At 60.9% G+C, this 15,060-nt stretch carries 12 protein-coding genes; 7 read left to right on the forward strand and 5 right to left on the reverse strand.

Features of this window, described 5'->3' with window-relative positions; genetic code table 11:
• The first annotated feature begins 4 nt into the window (after positions 1–4).
• From R0J92_RS03990 to R0J92_RS04000, 3 genes are all read left to right on the forward strand, one after another.
• A complete protein-coding gene (locus R0J92_RS03990; protein WP_411050802.1) occupies positions 5–1,009 on the forward strand; it encodes a hypothetical protein in 1,005 nt (334 codons plus the stop codon).
• 252 nt (positions 1,010–1,261) lie between these two features.
• Positions 1,262–2,641 carry an amidase gene (locus R0J92_RS03995; RefSeq protein WP_411050803.1) on the forward strand — a complete coding sequence of 460 codons (1,380 nt, stop codon included), beginning with the start codon at positions 1,262–1,264 and terminating at the stop codon, positions 2,639–2,641.
• A 75-nt stretch (positions 2,642–2,716) separates the two neighbouring features.
• Complete coding sequence (locus tag R0J92_RS04000; protein ID WP_411050804.1) at positions 2,717–3,526, forward strand: DUF2189 domain-containing protein; 810 nt, start codon at positions 2,717–2,719, stop codon at positions 3,524–3,526.
• Here the strand turns inward: R0J92_RS04000 and R0J92_RS04005 are convergent.
• The gene (locus tag R0J92_RS04005) at positions 3,519–4,319 is read right to left on the reverse strand and encodes a helix-turn-helix domain-containing protein (protein WP_411050805.1); all 801 of its coding nucleotides are present in this window, start codon (positions 4,317–4,319) and stop codon (positions 3,519–3,521) included. The two genes, R0J92_RS04000 and R0J92_RS04005, sit on opposite strands and share 8 nt — an antisense overlap.
• A gap of 193 nt (positions 4,320–4,512) precedes the next feature.
• Between R0J92_RS04005 and R0J92_RS04010 the strand changes: the two genes are divergently transcribed.
• Positions 4,513–4,995, forward strand: a complete 483-nt coding sequence (locus R0J92_RS04010; protein ID WP_106164514.1) for a hypothetical protein — start codon at positions 4,513–4,515, stop codon at positions 4,993–4,995.
• Between the two features lie 142 nt (positions 4,996–5,137).
• Here R0J92_RS04010 and ilvN read toward each other — a convergent pair whose 3' ends face one another.
• The 4 genes from ilvN to R0J92_RS04030 all read right to left on the reverse strand — a co-directional run bounded on the left by ilvN (position 5,138) and on the right by R0J92_RS04030 (position 10,159).
• Positions 5,138–5,698, reverse strand: coding sequence for an acetolactate synthase small subunit (gene ilvN / locus R0J92_RS04015; RefSeq protein ID WP_106164515.1), 561 nt, complete (start codon positions 5,696–5,698; stop codon positions 5,138–5,140).
• A 69-nt stretch (positions 5,699–5,767) separates the two neighbouring features.
• Positions 5,768–7,519 carry an acetolactate synthase 3 large subunit gene (locus R0J92_RS04020; protein ID WP_106164516.1) on the reverse strand — a complete coding sequence of 584 codons (1,752 nt, stop codon included), beginning with the start codon at positions 7,517–7,519 and terminating at the stop codon, positions 5,768–5,770.
• A gap of 515 nt (positions 7,520–8,034) precedes the next feature.
• Positions 8,035–8,679 carry a response regulator transcription factor gene (locus tag R0J92_RS04025; RefSeq protein WP_411050806.1) on the reverse strand — a complete coding sequence of 215 codons (645 nt, stop codon included), beginning with the start codon at positions 8,677–8,679 and terminating at the stop codon, positions 8,035–8,037.
• A 46-nt stretch (positions 8,680–8,725) separates the two neighbouring features.
• On the reverse strand, positions 8,726–10,159 hold the full coding sequence (locus R0J92_RS04030) for a cache domain-containing protein (protein ID WP_411051150.1): 1,434 nt from the start codon (positions 10,157–10,159) through the stop codon (positions 8,726–8,728).
• Between the two features lie 313 nt (positions 10,160–10,472).
• Here R0J92_RS04030 and R0J92_RS04035 point away from each other — a divergent pair, with 313 nt between their 5' ends.
• The 3 genes from R0J92_RS04035 (at position 10,473) to R0J92_RS04045 (ending at position 15,014) form a co-directional block, all read left to right on the forward strand.
• Positions 10,473–11,558, forward strand: a complete 1,086-nt coding sequence (locus R0J92_RS04035; protein ID WP_106164519.1) for a TRAP transporter substrate-binding protein — start codon at positions 10,473–10,475, stop codon at positions 11,556–11,558.
• A 137-nt stretch (positions 11,559–11,695) separates the two neighbouring features.
• Positions 11,696–12,643, forward strand: coding sequence for a TRAP transporter small permease subunit (locus R0J92_RS04040; RefSeq protein WP_411050807.1), 948 nt, complete (start codon positions 11,696–11,698; stop codon positions 12,641–12,643).
• 16 nt (positions 12,644–12,659) lie between these two features.
• Complete coding sequence (locus R0J92_RS04045) at positions 12,660–15,014, forward strand: TRAP transporter large permease subunit (RefSeq protein ID WP_317385943.1); 2,355 nt, start codon at positions 12,660–12,662, stop codon at positions 15,012–15,014.
• Positions 15,015–15,060: the final 46 nt, after the last annotated feature.

The following is a 15,060-nucleotide window of genomic DNA, read 5'->3' on the forward strand; positions in this document are numbered from 1 at the left end:
GGCCATGAAGAGACCTGCGCTGAAGTGTGTCATGGTCACGTGGCTGCTTCTCGGAGGTATGCTTCCCGCAGCGGCAGAAGATCGCGCCTCCACTCCGGAAATGGATACGAACGCGCTGCTGACCTTCCTCGGTGGTGATGGCTGCGTGATCGGTCCGCATAGTGCGGGCGCTGCGACGGCGGCTGGGTTTGATGGGGACGCACTGACGGCCTTCGGCGCGCGGCTTCTGGCGGATGGATCTGCAGAAAAACAAGGCGACTGGACCGTGCTCGGCCCGGAGGTCTGCACGATACGGTTTCCCGATGTTACATCAGAGCTGACGCTGAACAGTCCCGAGGTTCAAGACACCTTGCGGTTGAATCTTTACGTACCGTCCCTGGACGACATTCAATGGCTGAATGAGACGGCGGACACGCTCCGGGCGTTGGGGGTGTCGCTTCGCCATTTCGAGGAGCAGGGCATTACCGCGCAAGAGTTGCGCGCTGTCGGTGTCGATCCCGATGCCCTCGCAGAATATATGGAACGCCCCCGTTGTCTTTTGGGCGGCGCATCAGAGATCGCGAGCGAATTGCAACAGACACGCGGCTGGTCGCAAGATCGCAGCTTCCGTGCAGCGGTAGCGCTGATCGCCTCTGGCCTGAAGCAAGGGGAGCTGACCTTTTTCTCCGATGATATTCTGGTCACCCCGCCCGGTTACGTGCTGACAGCGCCCGCATGCTGGACACCTGAAGAGCAGGCTGCGATCACCAGCAGCCATGCCATGCTGGAGCAGCATTTCGGTATGTTCGTCAGGGCGCGCGGCGCGGAAACCTCTTGCGATACGTTTGATGTATCTGACGCTCTGATGGGCAGGGAGGCGCATCTGCTTTGGAAAGAGTTGGCAGGTGAGGCCCCCGAAAATGCCTGGATCGGGATTGAAGTGATTTCGGGCGCTCTTGGCGCCGGATGGTTTGAAGGCGCGTCAATCGCTGACAGAGGCACGCCGCGTCCCCCTTTGTGCCGTCTCTAGGAAACGCGGTCCGCCGGGTGCGTCTGGCGATTGGCGCTACGTTAGCCTGACGGCCAACGCCCCTTGCTGGCGCGAACGGCTCCCGCCCCCGGTGCATGCATCACAGATGCCCTTCCGGCGTTGGGCGTGGCAGCCTGACCTGGCGGTCCGGCTGCAGTGCGCCTAGCGCATCTCCTTTTCTAGTTTTTAGGGGCTTTTCAGACCGTTATCCGCATCCTAGGCTCTGGGTCGAAAGATCGAAAGGGACTTCGGATGACGCTCTGCGACACGACTGCCACCCAATTGCTCGGCGATTTGCGCAAGGGAACGCTGACCGTGGAGGCTCTGATGCAGGCCTCTCTGTCGCGTATCGCGGAGCGTAATCCAACGCTGAATGCCATCGTCGCACTGCGGCCCACCGAGGAGCTGATGGCCGAGGCCCGCGCTGCCGACGCCGTGCCGATGGCCGACCGGGGCGCGCTGCATGGTCTGCCGATGGCGATCAAGGATCTGTCGAATGCCCGTGGACTGGTCAGCTCTCAGGGCTCGCCGCTCTTTGCAGGGCAGGTGGCACAGGCGGATGATATCTTTGTGGCGCGGCTGCGCGCCGCCGGTGCGATCCTGATCGGCAAGACCAACACGCCGGAGTTCGGCCTCGGTTCGCATACGTTCAATCCCGTGTATGGCGCGACCGGCAATGCCATCGACCCCAGCCGCTCTGCCGGGGGCTCGTCCGGCGGCGCTGCGGTGGCGCTCGCTGCGGGGATGGTGCCGCTGGCGGATGGCTCCGACATGATGGGATCCCTGCGCAATCCGGCGGGCTGGAACGAGATATACGGGTTTCGCCCCACCTGGGGCTGGGTGCCATCAGAGTCGGCAGGGGACATGTTCCAGCATACGCTGGCCACCAACGGGCCGATGGCGCGCACGCCGCAGGATGTTGCCCTGTTGCTGGATGTCATGGCGGGGGGAGATCCGCGTCTGCCCCTGCATCGGGGCGCTGAGCCGGTGTTGCCGTTGCAGGATCCGGGGCCGCTGAAACTGGGCTGGCTTGCCGATTGGGGCGGCGCGTATCCGATGGATGCGGGAATTTTGGACACCTGCGAGCGCGCCATTTCTGACCTCGAGGCACAAGGCCATCAGGTCGATCGTCTGACCCCTCCTTATCCGGCCGAGCACATCTGGCAGAGCTGGATCACCCTGCGCTCCTATGCGGTGGCGGCCGGTTTGCGCCCACTGGCCGAACCGCGCGATCAGCTCAAGGAGGCCGCCCTGTGGGAACTGGACCGCGGTCTCGGGTTCACGGGGGCGGAGGTGCAGGCCGCGTCTGACCTGCGGGCCGGATGGATGCGCGCGGCCGCACGGATGTTCGAGAGTTATGACGCGGTATTGTTGCCGACAGCGCAATGCTGGCCTTTCCCGGTGGAGTGGACCGCGCCCACCGAGATTGCGGGGCAGGCGATGGATACGTATCATCGCTGGATGGAGGTCGTGGTGCCTGCCAGCCTGTTGGGACTGCCATCTCTGGCGGTGCCTGCAGGGCGCGGGGCCGAGGGCTTGCCGATCGGTCTTCAGATCATCGGCCCTCACAACAGTGACGCCCGGATCCTCGGCCTCGGCCAGCGTTACCACAATGCCATCGCGGCGACCTGACTGCGCGGAGGGAGTGACGCGCAGCGGCAGGCGTTCCGCGACAGAGCCGGAGACAGAACGGAAGGTGAGATGCAGATGACAGACATCACTGGGCCCGACCAGCAAAGTCCCACACGCCCGATGGGGGTGCCGGAGTTGCGATCAGTGAATGCAGCGATTTTGCGCCAGGCCCTGTACAGCGGCTGGCGCGATTTTCGGGCCAAGCCGATGTTTGGCCTGATCTTTGCGGGGTTCTATGTGCTGGCTGGCTGGATGATGGCCTGGATCACCCTCCGCACCGAAACGAGTTACTGGCTGGTACTGGCCGCCATCGGTTTTCCTCTTATCGGCCCGTTTGCCGCCGTTGGACTCTATGAGGTGTCACGTCGGCTCGAGCTGGGGCAAGGGCTGGATGCGCGCCGCATCTTTGGCGTCATACTTGAGCAGGGCGGGCGGCAATTGCCATCCATATGCGCCATTATCGTCGTCGTTTTCATGTTCTGGTTCTTCCTCGGGCATATGATCTTTGCCCTGTTTCTCGGGCATATGCCGATGGTCAATGTGTCGACCTCGACCGAAGTTTTTCTGACCCTTCAGGGCGTCACCATGCTGGCTGTCGGCACTCTGGTGGGGGCGCTGTTCGCGCTGCTGATTTACATGATCACCGTGCTGGGCTTGCCGCTGCTTCTGGACCGTGAGATCGACTTTGTGACCGGCATGATCACCAGTTTCACCTATGTTCAGGCGCATCCGCTGCCGATGCTTGGCTGGGCCATGCTACTGGCGGGGCTGACCTTTGTCGCGCTGCTGCCGGGGTTTCTCGGTCTGCTGATCGTGCTGCCGTGGCTGGGGCATTCCAGCTGGCATCTCTATCGGCTGCTCCGGGTAGACGCTCCGGCTACTTGAACGGGGTGCCCAGTTGCAGCAGCCGTTTGTGGAACGGGATGATGTCCGGCGCGCTGGTGAAGCCAGCGCTGCGGGCAGCGGCGATTGCACGCGACACGTCAGTGCCGAGATATTCGTAGATCATGCGCAGCACCCGCTCTCCGCTTTCGCTCTCGCGGACGGTACGGGCGACATAGCCAGCCCAGAGGCTGTTTTCGGCGGATGAGACCCGTGCGAGATAGTTGAAGGAGTATGTCAGGGTATTTCGGCGGCTGAGAACAAAGGCGACGCCATCCTCGTGACAGGTCATGTAGCCGCGGTATTCCCGGGATGGCCCGTCGGTCGAGAGGCCCTGATAGCGCATACCAGCACGGGGTTCGTAGCCTTTGACGTAGGTCACCCCGTCAATCCGGTGGACATGGACGATGCCCACGACGAACTTGTCTTCGCTGATGAAGCTGCGCCGGGTAAAGCGGTAGAACCCTGAAGGAAAGATATCTTCGGTAAGACGGCTGAGCCCGGCGTCGATGAAATCTTTCAGATAGTTGCCGTGCAGCGCGTGGCTTTCATTCTGGCCAAGCGTTTGAACCGGAGCGAGGAGGATTCGTGCATCGACGTCGAAGAAGCTACAGATCCGGTCCAGCACATCGGGACGTGGAAAGCTCTCTCCGGAAAGATATCGGTTGAACTGGGTGCGGTTGATACCAAGGCGTCGTGAGAGTTCGGAAATGGAGGGGTATTCGCGGGCCAGAATGCGTAGATTGTCTCCGAAGACTGTCCTCAATTCTGCAGGGGATCGGCTTTTTTTCAACATGTTTGGTCCGCACTCACTCCGACACTGGTTCTTCTGGGTATCATGGCATGACGCCATTCAGAGACATTTTCTGAAATGCCTGACGCTGTAGAGTATCAACGCCGACACAAATTGCAATTCTCATTGCGAAAGTTGGGGATGTTTGAAAAGAGGAATTTGACGCACAATAGAGTCGGGCAAAAAGGGGTCCGCAATGATCGGGGTTGTCGTCTGGGCCGATACCGCAAAGTCAAAAGCGGTCATCTGGTGTGAAGATCAAGGAGATTTAGCCTATTACGTTCATCAGGATGTGGTGTCCAAACCCACCCTGTTGAAGAAGGGCGATCTCGTGGAATTTAAAAGCCAATATGAAAGCGGTCTACGCATGGCTGCGGGTGTTCGTGTCGTTGATATGGATACGCGACCGGGGCTTGCGGATGTGCTGAAAGCTGGCGTGCCGACCGCGGGCAGTGATGCGGTGTCTGGTGACATTGCTCAGCGTGAGACCGTCGTCGATGGTGAGGTTTTGGCTGGTCATGACGTCGAAGATAGACGCGATACTGTCCACCACGGTGCGCAGGTCACGACGCTGTCGATCCCGGTGCGGGGCGGTGAGCCTGAACAGCGAGCCGCTGCCAATACGGAACATTCCGGGGCGACGATCCTGCCCTTGTTTCCTGAACTGATGCGCGCATAGCGCTGATGCGCTGACACTGATCAGGTCGCCAGGTCTGCGGCGTTTCTGGCTGGTTTTACGTGATCCAACGGAAAAAGCGCACCCTTGCGGGTGCGCTTTTGCAGGTTTGAGCCTTCGGCCGGCCAGGCCGGCCTGTGGCGGATCACTCGCCGCGCAGCAGGGCGGCAACTCCGGTCCGGGCGATCTTGGTCAGGCCAAGCGGGCGCATCAGATCCGCAAAAGCGTCGATCTTGTCCGGTGTGCCAGTGATCTCGAAAATGAAGCTGTTGAGCGTGGTATCCACCACTTTGGCGCGGAAAATATCCGCCAGACGCATCGCTTCGACGCGTTTGTCGTCTTCTCCGACCACTTTGACGATCGCCAGCTCACGCTCGACGAAGGGGCCGGCAACGGTCAAATCGGTGACCTCATGCACAGGCACGATGCGGCCCAGCTGCGCCTTGATCTGTTCGATCACCTGCGGCGTGCCGGTGGTGACCACGGTGATGCGCGACAGGTGGCCGGTATGGTCGACCTCGGCCACGGTGAGGCTGTCGATGTTGTAGCCACGTCCAGCAAACAGGCCAATGACGCGGGCCAGCACGCCGGGTTCGTTTTCCACCAGCACGGTGATCGTGTGCCGCTCCTGCACGTCGGAAAAGTTCGGACGCAGGTTGTAGGCGGAGTGCTTGGTGGAGCCTTTTTTGATGTGTAGGGCAGACATGTCAGTCCCTTTCCTCGAAATATCGGGGCGCGGCGTGGCAGGCACGCCGCGCGAGAAAACCTGTGAAGATCAGACCAGCACCGCGCCGCCGGACTGGATCACGCCCTGCGTTTCGGCCTCGCCCAGCAGCATCTCGTTATGCGCCTTGCCCGAGGGGATCATCGGGAAGCAGTTCTCATGTTTTTCCACCAGACAGTCGAAAATCACCGGGCCGTCATAGTCCAGCATTTCCATGATCGCATCGTCGAGATCCGCCGGATCCTTGCAGATGATACCCTTGGCGCCAAAGGCCTCGGCCAGTTTCACAAAATCGGGCAGGGCTTCGGACCAGCTGTGGGAATAGCGCTCACCGTGCAAGAGTTCCTGCCATTGGCGCACCATGCCGAGGCGTTCATTGTTGAGGATGAACTGTTTCACCGGCAGGCGGTACTGGGTCGCGGTGCCCATTTCCTGCATGTTCATCAGCCAGGAGGCCTCACCGGCGACATTGATCACCAGCGCATCGGGATGTGCCACCTGCGCCCCGATCGAGGCGGGCACACCATAGCCCATGGTGCCGAGGCCACCGGAGGTCATCCAGCGGTTGGGGTCTTCGAAGTTCAGATATTGCGCCGCCCACATCTGGTGCTGGCCCACCTCGGTGGTGATGTAGCGATTGCGATCCTTGGTCAGCGCTTCGAGCCGCTGCAGTGCATACTGCGGCTTGATGGTGGTTTCGGAGCCGGTGTAGCTCAGGCAGCTGATGGCGCGCCATTCGCTGATCTGGCCCTGCCAGTTGGCCAGTGCCTCCGCATTTGTCTTGCGACCGCGGGACTTCCACACCTTGAGGATGTCTTCCAGGACATGGGCCACGTCGCCGACGATCGGGATATCGACCCGGATCACCTTGTTGATCGAGGAGGGGTCGATGTCGATATGCGCCTTGGTGGAGTTCGGCGAGAACGCATCGATGCGGCCGGTGATCCGGTCATCGAAGCGCGCGCCGATGTTGATCATCAGGTCGCAATCATGCATCGCCATGTTGGCCTCGTAGAGACCATGCATGCCGAGCATCCCCAGCCAATTCTTGCCGGATGCCGGATAGGCGCCCAGTCCCATCAAGGTCGAAGTGATCGGAAAGCCTGTCGCCTCTACCAGTTCGCGCAGCAGCTGGCTGGCGGCGGGGCCGGAGTTGATCACGCCGCCGCCGGTATAGAACACCGGGCGTTCGGCCTTCTCGATGGCGGCAACCAGCTCGGTGATCTCCTCCATGTCGCCCTTCACCAAGGGTTGGTAATGCGAGGCGGTGGGCTTTGGCGGCTGGTACTCGCCGGTGGCGAACTGCACGTCCTTGGGCACGTCGATCAGCACCGGGCCGGGGCGGCCGGAGGTGGCAACGTGAAAGCCCTCATGGATGGTGGCGGCCAGCTTCTCGGTGTCCTTCACCAACCAGTTATGCTTGGTGCAGGGGCGGGTGATGCCGACGGTGTCTGCCTCCTGAAAGGCGTCCGAACCGATCATGAAGGTTGGAACCTGGCCCGTAAGAACCACCAGCGGGATGGAATCCAACAGCGCATCCGTCAGGCCGGTCACCGCATTGGTGGCACCGGGCCCGGAGGTCACGAGCACAACGCCCGGCTTGCCTGTGGATCGCGCATAGCCTTCGGCGGCATGCACCGCGCCCTGTTCGTGACGCACCAGGATGTGGCGAATGTCATTCTGCAAGAAGATTTCGTCGTAAATGGGTAGGACGGCGCCTCCGGGGTACCCGAATACCGTGTCCACGCCCTGATCCTTCAGGGCCTGTACGATCATTTTTGCGCCGGTCATTTCACGTGTCATCTGCTTTGCTCCAGTTCACGACATCGTCTTTCTTCGCGTCGGTCTTCACTCAGTGGTCTTGGCATAAAAAAGCCCCCGATTTTCTGGATCGGAGGCGCATGGGTTCAATTATGGTCTACCGTCACCGGCCCATGCGCGTGTGTCCTACAATTACGACTAGCCCTGCCATTGTCGGTGGCCTCCTTCATGCGTTCATCGGCGACATTATGAGCGTCGGCGGGGAGGGTCAACAGGGAAAAGACAGGTTTTACACCCCTGTTGTGAAGTTTTCTTTCGTCAGATCGTGGCTTTTTGACATTATTGGGAAGATTTGGGGTGGTTTTTGACGTCTCGTGGCTTTTGTAGCTGAGAGAGCCACGCGGAGCGCCTGCGGCGCGCCGGATCGGCAGCGCGGTTGCGCGCGCTGCCCAGTGCGAGGCTCTGCCTCGCGCTCCGAGATATTTGGGAAAAGATGAAGTGGGGCGGTCTGCATCTCCGGACGGACGCACCGCTTGGCCTGAGGGCATCGGGTAACGTTAGATGCCGCGACCGGTGCCCTGCAGCACGCCATGTTCCAGCGCATAGCGGGTGAGACCTGCGGTGGAGGAAATGCCGAGTTTGCGTTTGATGTTCTTTCGATGGGTCTCCACCGTGCGCACCGAGATATCCAGTGCGATTGCCACTTCCTTGTTGGACTTGCCCTGCGCCAGTTCCAGCAGGATGGTCTGCTCGCGACCGGTCAGCGCTTCGCGGCTGGTGCCGGAGCTGGGCGCCAGCGATCCCGCAGCGCCTGTACAGAGGTATTGCTCTCCGCGCATGACAGCATCGATCGCCGTCTTGATCTCTTCTGGCTGGACGTCCTTCAGCACGTAGCCCACGGCGCCATGGCTGAGGGCGGCGGAGATATATTCCGGGCTGTCATGCATCGACAGGATCAGCACGCGGATGTCCGGGCAGCGTTCCAGGATGATTTCGGTGGCGCTGAGGCCGCCGACATCGGGCATGTTGAGATCCATCAGGATCACATCCGGAAGCAGGTCTTCGGCGCGGGTGATGGCGTCGCGGCCTCCGGCGGCGGCTGCAACCACTTCGATGTCCTCATACCCCTCCAGGATGGACTGAATGCCTTCGGCCACCATCGGGTGGTCGTCCACGACCAAGACGCGGGTGATAGCGGTCATGTTGTGTCTCCCGGTTCGATCAACCGTCGGTTCCTTGGTGCATGCGCTAGGGCAGGCGGTGTGCTGCCAGCTCGTCTCCCGGCGGCAGCAGGTGACTGAGCGGCAGGCTGGCTTCGATCACGGTTCCACCGGTCTTGCCAGCTGTGGCGCCGCGAGATGACAGAATGTGTATGCTACCGTCAAGCTGTTCCATCCGCTCCTGCATGTTCCGCAGTCCGATGCCGGAGGTCCCACGCGCCTGGTCCAGCGGCAGGCCAATGCCATTGTCGGTGATCCGCATGGTCGCCCCTTTTTCGTGGCCGCGTAGATCCATGGTGACCCGTGTTGCCTTTGCGTGGCGTTCGATATTGGTCAGTGCTTCTTGCGCGATGCGATAGAGGGCGATTTTGGCTTCCTGATCCAGACGGTTGCGGAACACGACCGTGGTGAATTCGGTTTCTATCCCGGTTCGGCTGGCAAAATCATCCGTCAACGCCTTGAGCGCCGGACCAAGGCCGAGGTCATCCAGCACGCCCGGCCGCAGATCCCGGCTGATCCGGCGCACTTCGGTGATCGCGGTTGCCAACCCCTCCACGCCTTTCTCCAGCGGGGCGGCGGCAGCTTTGTATTCGCCGCGTCCAATGCGCTGTTTCACGGTTTCCAGCGTGTAGCGCACCCCGACAAGAAGCTGGCTGATGGAATCGTGCAGCTCCCGCGCGACCCGGCCACGCTCTTCTTCCTGGGCGTCAAAGACCCTCTGGGTCAGCTCCTTCAGTTTGGCATCTGCCAACCGCCGTTCACGGATGTTCAAGAGCATGCCAGAGGCAAACACCAGCAAAAGCGCCACCAGCGTAATCGCCCCGATATAGAGAAAGGTCCGCCGCACCCGGTGCTCCACCTCCTGGCGGGAGGTGGCGATCGAGGCAATCACATCGTCAATGAAAACGCCTGTGCCCACCGCCCATTGCCAGTCCTGCAATCCGACCACATAGGCAATCATCTGCGCGTCTTCGCCGGTGGAGGGTTTCTCCCAGGTGAAACTGTGCCAGCCCGCGCCCTGACGCGCGATCTCGATAAACCGATCGACGACAGGCACGCCATCGCCATCGGTCAGACCGGACCAGTTGCGATTGATGAAGTCCGTCTGGCGCGGGCTGACGAGATTGGTGCCGTCGTAGTCATAGACAAAGAAGAAGCCGTCCTTGCCATAAATCATCGCGCTGAGGATCTGGGTGACCTGCTGCTTGGCCTGCGCGTCATCAGGAGCAGCCGGGCCATAGATGTGCATGAAGCCGTTTCTAGCCTGGGTGACATAGTTGCGCAGCTCGGCTTTCTTCGCCTCGATCAACTGCCGTTCAAGGACCTGAATTTCGCGCTCTGCCATGGAGCGCGACTGATGCGCCACCAGCGCGGCAATTGCCAGGCAGGCCACAATCAGCGGGAGCGTTGCCAAAAGAGACAGTTTTTGTGCGTAATTCGGGCGAAACAGGCGCCGGATCATCATATCGGTTCCGCAGTTGGCCAATTGGGAGGTCGGGCAGAGGGGCGTCTCGAATCGTTACGGCACCGACGGTCAGATTCAAACCCCGCAAACCGCTTGCCCCCTCACAAAGCTGCGCGCAGGCAGTTTCGCAAGGCATTTCTGGTCTGGTTTCGTCCGGCTACGGACAAAAAAGCACCGCGTCTACGTATTAATTGGTATTCACATGTCTCACCGGGTGGGTAGGGTGTGTGTCACGTTAAGAAGGCCGCACGCGCAAGGACAAAGTGTCGTGCACCGGAGCGGCCGATACGTTTTGGGAGGAACTAACACCATGGATCGTCGATCCTTTCTGAAAACATCCGCCATCGGCGGCTCCGCTGCTGCCGCATCCGCAACCCTCGCTGCTCCGGCCTATGCCCAGGGCAACCGCACCCTGACCATGGTCACCACCTGGGGCCGTGGCCTTGCAGGCGTGCATGACTCCGCGCAGCGCGTGGCCGACAGCATCACCGCCATGACCGATGGCGCGCTGACCGTTGACCTCAAGGCCGCAGGCGAACTCGTCGGCGCGTTCGAAGTGTTCGATGCCGTGACCGCCGGTCAGGCCGACATGTATCATGGTGCCGACTACTACTTCGTCGGTCAGCACCCGGCTTATGCCTTCTTCACCGCTGTGCCCTTCGGCATGACCGCGCAGGAACTGGCGAACTGGTACTACCAGGACGGCGGCATGGAGCTGCACGACGAGCTGGGCCAGATCTTTGGTCTGAAATCCTTCCTCGGCGGCAACACCGGCGCGCAGGCCGGTGGCTGGTACTCCAAAGAGATCAACAGCCCCGACGACTTCAACGGTCTGAAGTTCCGTATGCCGGGTCTCGGCGGTAAAGCACTGGGTAAACTGGGCGCCTCCGTTCAGAACATCCCGGGCTCCGAAGTGTATCAGGCGCTGTCCTCCGGTGCGATCGACGGCACCGAGTGGATCGGTCCCTGGGCGGACGAAAAAGCCGGTTTCCAGGAAATCACCAAGACTTACTACACCGCGGGCTTCCACGAGCCGGGTGCGGGTCTGTCCGTTGCCACCAACCGCGAAGTGTTCGAGAGCCTGTCGCCCGCGCATCAGAAGGTGATCGAGATCGCCTCCGCCGAAGCGCACCAGTGGAACCTCAGCCAGTTCCTCGCCAACAACGGCGCGGCGCTGCAGCGTCTGCAGGCCGGTGGCGTCAAGGTCATGGAATTCCCCGACAGCGTTTGGGATGCCTTCGGCAAGGCCTCCATGGAAGTGCATCAGGAAAACATGGGCGACGAGCTCTACAAGAAGATCTACGACAGCGCCATGGCGTCGATGAAGTCGTCTTCGGGTTGGATCAACACCTCGTCCGGTACCTATGTGGCACAGCGAGATCGCGTTCTGGGCTAATCCCCGGTTGTGAACTTGAAACGGATCCCCCGCATCGCGCGGGGGATCTCTTTTGCACTTGCGGTCTTGAGGTGCGCGTCTCCGGATGTTCCGTTGCCAGACGCCCCCTGACCGCCTGCTGAACTTCCGGGGGAGCCATGCAGGACGACATGAGTATTTCCTTTTTTGGCGCAATTGGCGGCTTCCTGTGGTGGCTCGTCTCTAATGTTTTTGGCGCCTTTTATAATCTTGGCTATGCCATCACCCATCCCGAGCTCTGGCTTGGCTGGCTGACCTGGGCGAACACTACCGAGGACAAAGAAGCGGTGATGCGCTTTGTCTATTACGGTGGCTCGGTCGAGTTTTTCTTTGTGGTCTTCACCACATTCTTGGCGCTGACCGGCGTGGGGCTCTACTTCCGCGGCTTCATGTGGGGCATGGTGCGCGCGCTTGAGGGCTTTGCCAACACGCTGGGCCGGATCTTTGCGTGGGCCGGGTTGCTGATGGTGGTCCAGCAGATCATCATCGTGTTCATGCAGCGCGTCTTTGCCCGCCCGGACATGAGCTTCGGTCTTGGGATCGCGCTGGAAAAAGACATTTCCTGGTTCGCCGAAGAGCTGAAACTCTACAACGCCCTCGTGGTGTGTTTCTGCGTAACCTACACTTTCGTGCAGGGCGGCCACGTGCGGGTTGATCTGATTTACGCTGGCATTTCACACCGGGCCAAACGTGTCATCGACATGATCGGCTCGCTGATCTTCATGATGCCGGTTGCGGTTATCACCTGGATGTACGGCTGGTTCTTCCTATGGCGTCATCTGATCGTGCCGAACCCTTCGGCGTCCGACACGCTTGATCGCCTGGTCATGAAGGCGCGTGCGCTGCGCTGGAATGTCGAAACAATCGGGTTCTCGCCCAACGGCTTCAACGCCTACTTCCTGTTCAAGATCCTGCTGATCTCCTTTGCGGGACTGGTGTTCCTGCATGCGGTGGCCTTCTTCTACCGCTCCTTCCTCGAGTTCATCGAGGGTGAGGAAGCAGAGGGGAAGTACCTCGACAAGGATACGCTTGGCGCAGGTGAAGAAGCCTATGAAGGCGCTCATTAACTAAGGGACAGCTCACATGCTATTCGGACTTGATGGCGTCGAAATCGGCCTGATCATCGTCTTTTTCTGCCTCTTCGGGGGCATTCTTTCCGGCTTTCCGGTGGCCTTTGCCATCGGCGGGGCCGGGGTCATTTCCTTCGGGATCATCGCCGCGCTGGACAGTGGTGGCCTTCTTATCCACCAGGCTATCGATACGTCGAGCCAAGCCTACAGCAATCTGGTCAACTCGGGTGTGAAACCCGATGTGATCTCGGTCTTCCGATACCCGGAGTTGCCACGCATCGGCGAACCGGTGTTCCCGCAGGGCTGGGAAGTTGCGATGGATCGCAACGTCTCCTTCATCGTCAATCGCATCAACGAACGCGTCCTTGCAGGTGCGTCGATCGAGACGCTGCTGGCGGTGCTGATGTTCGTGCTGATGGGCATCACGCTGGAACGTTCCAAGATCGCCAACGATCTGCTGACCACCATGGCGCGCGTCTTCGGCCCGCTGCCAGGCGGTCTGGCGGTGTCCATCGTGGTTGTGGGCGCGTTTCTTGCCGCGTCCACCGGGATCGTGGGGGCCACCGTGGTCACCATGGGCCTGCTGGCCCTGCCGACCATGCTGCGCAACAACTACTCGCCAGAGCTGGCGACGGGTGTGATTGCGGCCTCCGGCACGCTGGGGCAGATCATTCCGCCCTCGATCGTGATCGTTCTGCTGGGCACGCTGGCAGGGGATCTCTACTCCACCGCGCAGGAAAACCGCGCTCAGGAGGCAGGGTGCTCTGACGCGTTGACCTATCTCGGCGAGCCGGCAGTGGTCTCTGTTGGCACCCTGTTCCAGGCGGCGCTGCTGCCGGGGATCATGCTGGCACTGCTCTATGCGCTTTATGCCTTTGGCTACGCGCTGATGAACCCGCACAAGGCGCCGGCGGTGTCGATGGGGGCGGCCAATGAAGAGCCGATCACTCGCGGTGAGGGACTGACCTGGTTCCTTGGTGTTCCGGCGGCGCTGATCGTTGGCACGGTCCTGATGAGCAGCCTCAACGTGGTTGGCAGCCAGGACATCACCATTTCCACATTCTCGGATGCGGGGCAGACCGCGACGCTGCGCACCAATGTGGGGCCGGACTGTCAGGCAGCGATGATCGACCTGCATGGTCAATCAGCCTGGGACGATGCGGTGGCCGAGCAGGTCAAGATCGACGCCGCAGGTGGTGTTGCCGCCGCGACCAAACTCTCGGAAGACGAGCAGGCGGTTGCGCTGGAGCAGAAGATCGCCAACGCAGCTCCCATCGGTACCGGGATCGCGACGCTGATCGTGTTGCTGGGTCTGACCCTGGCCGTAGGCCGTGGCGTGGCGCCGTCACGCGATGCCAAGCCGCTGATCCTCGGGGCCATCGGCCTGTTGGTTCTGGCGTTGGTGGATATCGTGGCGATCACGCCAACCACTTCGGCCTCGGCCACGGTGGCCTGGATGCTGCTGCCGACCCTGCTTGCGCTCTATGGCTGTCGTGAAGCGGCGGCGCGCTGTGCCCGCAACGACCTGATCCGCGTGGTGTTCCCGCCTCTGGTTCTGATCGTGGCGGTGCTGGGGTCCATCCTCGGTGGTATTACCAACCCGACGCCGGCTGCGGCGCTTGGGGCCGGTGGTGCAATCATGCTGGCGGCCTACCGCAAGCTGAAGGATGAGGGGCAGACCGGCAGTATCATCATTTGGGCCACCTTTGCGGTGATCCTTGCGATCCTGACCGGTGTGAACTTCGACCTGCGCATCAATCAGGATGTGGTCCCGGCAGAAAGCTACGCGGCCTTCTTCTTTGCCTATGCGTGCTATCTGTTTGCCCTCTTTGGTCTCCTGTATGGCATCTGGGTGCTGTTCCGGGGCGGGGTGATGACGCCGATCGTGCGGGAGACCGCCAAGGTGACGTCGATGGTCTTCACCATCCTGATCGGGTCGCAGCTCTTGAATCTGGTGGTGATCTCTTTTGGCGGCGAACACTATATTCAGGACTTCCTGAAGAGCTTCGACAGCGAGATGAAAGTCTTCCTGATCGTGATGCTCGTGCTGTTCATCCTCGGCTTTGTGCTCGACTTCCTGGAGATCATCTACATCGTGATCCCCATCGTCGGCCCGGTGATCTATGGCGGTTCGTTCGACCCGAAATGGGTCACCATCATGGTCGCGGTGAACCTGCAGACCTCCTTCCTGACGCCTCCGTTTGGGTTTGCGCTGTTCTACCTGCGCGGGGTGGCACCGCGAGAGGTGACCACCGGGCATATCTATCGCGGGGTTCTGCCCTTCGTGCTGATCCAGGTGGCAGGGCTGGCGATCCTTTGGTTCTTCCCGTCGATCGTGACGATCGTGCCAGCGCTGATCCCGAATTGATCTGACACCGGCAAGACACCAAGACAGAAAAGGGCCCCGCAGCAAC

Source organism: Tritonibacter sp. SIMBA_163 (genome assembly GCF_046535935.1).
Taxonomy (GTDB): Bacteria; Pseudomonadota; Alphaproteobacteria; order Rhodobacterales; family Rhodobacteraceae; genus Epibacterium; species Epibacterium scottomollicae.

What these genes read in the sequence shown, in the direction of transcription:
- R0J92_RS03990 (WP_411050802.1), top strand. Translation starts at nt 5, where the DNA reads ATGAAGAGACCTGCGCTGAAGTGTGTCATGGTCACGTGGCTGCTTCTC.
- R0J92_RS03995 (WP_411050803.1), top strand. Translation starts at nt 1,262, where the DNA reads ATGACGCTCTGCGACACGACTGCCACCCAATTGCTCGGCGATTTGCGC.
- R0J92_RS04000 (WP_411050804.1), top strand. Translation starts at nt 2,717, where the DNA reads ATGACAGACATCACTGGGCCCGACCAGCAAAGTCCCACACGCCCGATG.
- R0J92_RS04005 (WP_411050805.1), bottom strand. Translation starts at nt 4,319, where the DNA reads ATGTTGAAAAAAAGCCGATCCCCTGCAGAATTGAGGACAGTCTTCGGA.
- R0J92_RS04010 (WP_106164514.1), top strand. Translation starts at nt 4,513, where the DNA reads ATGATCGGGGTTGTCGTCTGGGCCGATACCGCAAAGTCAAAAGCGGTC.
- ilvN (WP_106164515.1), bottom strand. Translation starts at nt 5,698, where the DNA reads ATGTCTGCCCTACACATCAAAAAAGGCTCCACCAAGCACTCCGCCTAC.
- R0J92_RS04020 (WP_106164516.1), bottom strand. Translation starts at nt 7,519, where the DNA reads ATGACACGTGAAATGACCGGCGCAAAAATGATCGTACAGGCCCTGAAG.
- R0J92_RS04025 (WP_411050806.1), bottom strand. Translation starts at nt 8,679, where the DNA reads ATGACCGCTATCACCCGCGTCTTGGTCGTGGACGACCACCCGATGGTG.
- R0J92_RS04030 (WP_411051150.1), bottom strand. Translation starts at nt 10,159, where the DNA reads ATGATCCGGCGCCTGTTTCGCCCGAATTACGCACAAAAACTGTCTCTT.
- R0J92_RS04035 (WP_106164519.1), top strand. Translation starts at nt 10,473, where the DNA reads ATGGATCGTCGATCCTTTCTGAAAACATCCGCCATCGGCGGCTCCGCT.
- R0J92_RS04040 (WP_411050807.1), top strand. Translation starts at nt 11,696, where the DNA reads ATGCAGGACGACATGAGTATTTCCTTTTTTGGCGCAATTGGCGGCTTC.
- R0J92_RS04045 (WP_317385943.1), top strand. Translation starts at nt 12,660, where the DNA reads ATGCTATTCGGACTTGATGGCGTCGAAATCGGCCTGATCATCGTCTTT.